Annotated in this window: 5 protein-coding genes; all 5 read left to right on the top strand. The window is 53.1% G+C overall.

The annotated features are described in order from the left end of the window. Nucleotides 1-59: 59 nt before the first annotated feature. The 5 genes from Q7P41_RS00300 to Q7P41_RS00280 all read left to right on the top strand — a co-directional run bounded on the left by Q7P41_RS00300 (nt 60) and on the right by Q7P41_RS00280 (nt 5,188). The gene (locus Q7P41_RS00300) at nt 60-674 is read left to right on the top strand and encodes a PilN domain-containing protein (protein WP_303881127.1); all 615 of its coding nucleotides are present in this window, start codon (nt 60-62) and stop codon (nt 672-674) included. Further along, nucleotides 658-1,167, top strand: coding sequence for a hypothetical protein (locus Q7P41_RS00295; protein ID WP_303881126.1), 510 nt, complete (start codon nt 658-660; stop codon nt 1,165-1,167). The genes Q7P41_RS00300 and Q7P41_RS00295 overlap by 17 nt, the downstream gene beginning before the upstream one ends. 7 nt (nt 1,168-1,174) lie before the next feature. Continuing rightward, nucleotides 1,175-1,789, top strand: coding sequence for a hypothetical protein (locus tag Q7P41_RS00290; protein WP_303881124.1), 615 nt, complete (start codon nt 1,175-1,177; stop codon nt 1,787-1,789). Then, entirely contained in the window at nt 1,747-3,540 is a 1,794-nt protein-coding gene (locus Q7P41_RS00285; RefSeq protein WP_303881122.1) for a type II secretion system protein GspD, read from the top strand. The genes Q7P41_RS00290 and Q7P41_RS00285 overlap by 43 nt, the downstream gene beginning before the upstream one ends. Before the next feature lie 226 nt (nt 3,541-3,766). After that, entirely contained in the window at nt 3,767-5,188 is a 1,422-nt protein-coding gene (locus Q7P41_RS00280) for a DUF362 domain-containing protein (RefSeq protein WP_303881120.1), read from the top strand. Nucleotides 5,189-5,326: the final 138 nt, after the last annotated feature.

Raw genomic sequence — 5,326 nt, 5'->3', positions numbered from 1 at the left:
GAACCTGTCGGAGAATACGGGTGGGAAGCCGCAATCGGGCTGGCTGTGAGGGATAGATCATGACTGTAAAGGTGGATTTAAGGCCACTTAGCGTGAGGATATTTGAGAAGAAAAAGGTCGATCTTCCCAGGGTTGTCGCATTGGTATTGATCCTGGTCTTCGTGGTCGTATCTTGTTTTACGACTGTTTATGGGATATTCGTCTTGAAGGAACTTTCCGCGGAAAGACAGGCCCTTGAGGCGAGCGTGGAAAAGCTCACCCAGGAGAGCAAGCGGTTGGATGGCTACATCGCGGAGGTTGCAGAGCAGCTTGATCTTTACGGAAAGGCTTTGGCCTTATTGAGAGAAGACATACCATCGATCGAGTTTTTTACGGCGGCTACGGCCGCATTGCCTGAAAAGGTGTGGCTTTCCGATGTACAGCTGCTTCCCGGAAAGGCAAACGTCAACGGCTACGCCTTTGCCGAAAACGACATAGCGGCCTTTGCCCTGAAGCTTCTCAATGCAAGCGTAGTCAGCTCCATAAGCCCATTGGTTACCTCTAAGGAAGAAAGAAAGGGCTCCGAAGGCCTAGGACAAACCCTTGTCAAGTTCAGCTTTTCCTGCACAGTGAAAGATCTTGTGGGAATGCAGGAGTTGGCCAAAGGAGCTGAAAAAAATGAAGATAAACGTTAAAAAAGCACTCATAATTTTTGCTTTTTGCCTTATCCTTGGAGGATTTTTGTGGACCCAGCGTTCCATAAGCGCAAGCATCATGGCCGAGAGGAAATCCATAGAAGCCCTCTCCAAGCAGGAATCCACCTTAAAAGGGGCGGTTTCGCGAAAATACGCTCTGCTCGACTCTTATCGGGACATACTGCAGAAAGTGGAGGCATTTCAGTTTTCCTTTCCGGCTGATAACGTGGCCTTTTTTGCATCCCTTGAGAGGATCATGGCGGGAAACGAACTTAAGATAATCAAAGTAAACCCGGTCAGCAAACCTTCGGCTCCTGACAGGACGGGCGTCCAGGTGACATGCGAGGGCGATTACTACAGATTGCTTAATGCCGTTTCCGAGATGCGTGACAACAAGATGATCGTTTGCCTTTCCTCCCTGCGCATTACCGGAAATGGCAGCGGGCCTGTGAGCGCCGATATGTCTGTAGAGACCATAATGCGAGGGAAGTGAGAAGGACATGGGAGAATCCTGGAAAGACGCTTTATCTTCGCTATGGCAGGGGCTACTTTACGGGGGCGGTAGCGCCCGTTTCCTGCGGATCCTTTTGGCCGTCTTGCTTGTAGTCAGCATCGGATGGTCGATATACCTTTACATGCAGATCGTCACCATCTCCCGCATGCCACCTGTTGAGGCGCCACTCCTTAAGCCTGCGGCTGAGCAGGACCAGAAGTACGTGGAGCTTGCTAAGGGGTTCGAGGAGGTCGCGCAAGTGCGCACCGGAAACAGAGAGGCTTCCTACATGGCTTCGGCGCTGGGCAGGTATGCCTTTAACGAGCCTCCGATGCCGGTAGTGCAGGAGGCGGTGGCAAAGGAGGCCGTGCAAAGGGGCAAGGTACCTTCTCCGGCGGTGGAGCAAGTGTATTTGCCTCCCTATATGGAAGTTCGCGCCATCATGATATTGGATAAAAAGCCAATGGCACTGATGAATATCGAGGGCGAAGGTGACGGCCTTGTAGTCTCGCCGGGTTACAGGTTCGGAGACGGACGGGGCAGGGTAGTGAGCATTACCCAGACGAAGGTGGTGGTATTATGGGCAGGAACGAGCATGGAATTGGGGTTGGAGGCGTTATGATGAAAAAAACTGGTCTTATAGTGGCTGTCATGCTTTTCTGTTTCGCTGCCGCACACTTCATGTCAGGGCAGGCCTTTGCTCAAACGTCCTCGAGCACTAATGCGGAAAATGCGCCTATGTTTGGAGGAATCGTGGTCCATCAGGCAGGATCGAATTTGCTTTTGATCGAGATAAAGGGGGTCAATTTGCCCGCTCCGAAGATAACGACTTCCGACTCGGGCCACATGGTATTTTTCTTCGAGGGAGCTTCCGTACCGGCCGAGAGATGGACGAGGAGCTACAGCTTTCCCCTTTTAAACGGGGTTGAGGTCATCAACGTGGAAGGCGGGCTAGAGCTGCGTCTTTTTACCACCCAGCTTCTCGAGGTGAAGGAGATGACGGGCACGCCTCCTGCGCCTCTTTACAGGTTGCAGCTTAGGGTTCCCAGCCAGGAAGTGAGCGAGCTTCCCAAGAAAGAGGAAAACCCCTTTCCCTTGGCGCTCCAGACCGGCCCGAAAGACCCCATGTCCATCACGTCGCCGGTGACGCTTGAGCTTAGGGATACGGAGCTTAAGGATCTCTTGAGGTTGCTTGCGAAGTTCATGAAATTGAACGTGATAATAGATCCGTCGGTCCCACCAAACACCGTCACGCTGAGCATCAAGGACGCTCCGCTTTGCGAAGTCCTGTCCTACGTCATGCGGATGAACAACTTGAAATACGCCATGATGGGAAATACTATTTTGTTTGGGACCCCAGAAAGCCTGGGCAAATCGCTTGGGATGGAGCAGACGAAGTCCTTCAAGATAGCTTATGCCGATCCTAAGCAGGTGCCCGCTATCCTCCAGAGCCTTGTCGGGATAACCAACGTAGCTGTGGACGAGAGGCTTCGGACGGTGTACGTGACGGGAAGGCTCGACAATTTGAGGGACGTTGAACAACTGCTTCAAAGGATCGACCATCCCGGACGTCAGGTCATGCTTCAGGCGCGCCTCATAGAGGTCAGGGACACCGGCAGGAAGGAACTGGAGAGCATAGTAGATGCCGTCTACAAGCACTGGTGGTTTTCCTATGGAGCAGGCGGCGGTGCCATAGGCTATGCTCATGCAAGCGAACCCGACAAGTTCGATCCCGACGACGACAGGCCGACCTCGCCTCTGGACGTGGACCTCGTTGACATAACCAACGGCACGCTCAGGCTTTTGGATGTCGGCATAAGAAATTTGGTCGAATCCAACAAGGCAGATATTTTGGCAAGCCCTTCCGTCGTAACTGTCGACGGGCAGAAGGCATCCATCGCCTTGACCACGAACATCAAATACATTTCCGAACGCGACGATGCCGGGAATCCCGTTTACAGCGAGGAGCGAGTCGGCCCTAAGCTCGATTTTACTCCTATTGTGGGCAGGGACGACACGGTAACCATAAACGTGGCCATATCGACGGGCGAAGTCGTGGAATGGCGGCCGGGAGGAATGGGGGAGGAAGTCCCCGTCACTAGCTCCCGTGAAGTGACCACCATGGTGAGGGTAAGAAACGGAGAGCCCTTTGTCATAGGCGGCTTGTTTGATAAGAGAAAGACCGATACGGTTTCCAGAGTTCCTGTGCTGTCCGATATTCCTTTGCTGGGGGAGATTTTCAAGACCCGCTCGAAGCGCGACGAAGAATCCGAGGTCGTCACGGTTGTGGTGCCATACATCCTTGACGTTCCGGATACCGCCATAGAGATGAGCGAGCTTGGAAGCTTGAGCTCGGATGCCACAAAGAAGTGACGTTGCACCTTTGAGGAGGCAGGTTGTTTGCAAGAGGCCCTTTGCCGATAGGCAGGGGCCTTTTCGTATCTAAAGGCTTTGTAATGACAATTGGTATCCAAATGAAATGGCTGCATAAGACCGCATCGTTCTTTTGCCAGTATCATAGTTTACCTGGATATAGATTGGTGTTAAAATAAATAAACAAAAATTACATTTTTATGCCTTTTCTGAGGGGGGATTGGAAATGGCTAAGCAAAAGGTGTGGTTTGCCGACGCCAACGCGGCAAACTGGGTAGAATCCCTTGTGCCTAAGGCCAAAGATCTCTTCTACGAAGCCAAGCTAAACGAATGCATCGAAAAAGGAGACAGCGTAGCTATAAAGATACACTTCGGCGAATGGAACAGGACAAGGTGCTTGCGTCCCGAGTTGGTTGCCGCAATAGTCGAGGAAGTCAAGGCCTGCGGAGGAAGACCTTTCGTTTGCGACACTACTACGCTTACCTATCATGCCTACAGCTCCAGGTTTATCGGAAACCTCGCGCTTGAGACCGCTGCAAGACACGGATTTACCGAGGCCTCCATGGGCTGTCCCGTCGTGGTGGCAGACGGCTTTTCAGGAGACGACGACGTGAGGGTGGAGGTCCCGACGGGCGTCCTGCTCAAAGAGGCGTACGTCGCTGCAGCCATAGCTCATGCTGACGCCATGATAAACCTGGCCCACGCAAAGGGGCACCCCGTTGCTTCTTTCGGCGGATGCATCAAGAACATCGGCATAGGCGGTCAGTCCAAACGGGGCAAGTATCATGAACATTTGGCCCACTGGGGAAGCCCCGAGGACTTCCTGGGATGGCCCGCAAGGCACCCCGAGAAATGCCTTGGTCTGGATTGTCCCTTCCATAAACTGTGCGAGGACTCCTGCCCAAGAGGAGCATATCACATCGACGAAAAGGGACATCACTTCGACGCGGAAAAGTGCTGGCTGTGCTATTCCTGTCAGATAACGTGCATGTTCACGGGGCATGAGTGCATGGTCTTCACTCCCGATTACTTCCCCTATGCGCAGATAGCCATGGCAGATGCGGCCAAAGGTGTCATGCTCACCTTCGAGGAGGGCAAGGTCGGACATATGGCCTACTGTATAGACGTGGATCCCAACTGCGACTGCATCCCCTGGGCTACGCTTCCCGTTGTTCCAGACATCGGCGTGTTTGCCTCCAAAGATCCCGTTGCCATAGATGCCGCCATACTTGACATGATCGATGCCGCTCCGGCCTATCCAGGCGGTGCCAATAAGGCCTTGGAAGGCGTGGAGGGCGGCTACAAGCAGGGGCAGGACAAGTTCGCGATAACCCAGGGCACCTCTCCAAGGTACCAGCTTACCGCAGGAGTTAAAAACGGATTGGGCAATATGGAATATAAGATAGTAACCTATACGCCTCCTTATAACGAAGAGCACATTGCAAAGTGGCAGATCAGGCCGACGCCTACGACCCTCATCCAGAGAGAGATGTGGAAGAAGCGCGACTTCGTGCTCGAGGCTGCGCCCTATAAGAGGGTTCCCTTCGAGGAAAAGTCGAGCCATGAGGAGTTCAAGGCAGGCGACAGGAAGGAATATCTGAAGAAACTTCCCGTCAAGGAATGGGCTGACGCCGTAGGAAAGGACTAACCACATGTCTGTCGTGAATTTTGTGGGCGCAAGGGAGCGATGCAGCTCCTCAAGGCTGCTCGAGCGCTTCAGGGGAACCTTGAAAAAAGGCGAGCTCCAGGGCCTATTTTCCCAAGGAGAGCTGGTTGCCGTTAAGTT

This window comes from Acetomicrobium mobile (assembly GCF_937920065.1).
The sequence above is the reverse complement of the archived record's forward strand: the minus strand, read 5'-3'. Positions and strand labels throughout refer to the sequence as shown.

Coding starts and splice junctions, on each gene's coding strand:
- Q7P41_RS00285 (WP_303881122.1), top strand. CDS start 1,747: ATGGGCAGGAACGAGCATGGAATTGGGGTTGGAGGCGTTATGATGAAA.
- Q7P41_RS00295 (WP_303881126.1), top strand. CDS start 658: ATGAAGATAAACGTTAAAAAAGCACTCATAATTTTTGCTTTTTGCCTT.
- Q7P41_RS00290 (WP_303881124.1), top strand. CDS start 1,175: ATGGGAGAATCCTGGAAAGACGCTTTATCTTCGCTATGGCAGGGGCTA.
- Q7P41_RS00280 (WP_303881120.1), top strand. CDS start 3,767: ATGGCTAAGCAAAAGGTGTGGTTTGCCGACGCCAACGCGGCAAACTGG.
- Q7P41_RS00300 (WP_303881127.1), top strand. CDS start 60: ATGACTGTAAAGGTGGATTTAAGGCCACTTAGCGTGAGGATATTTGAG.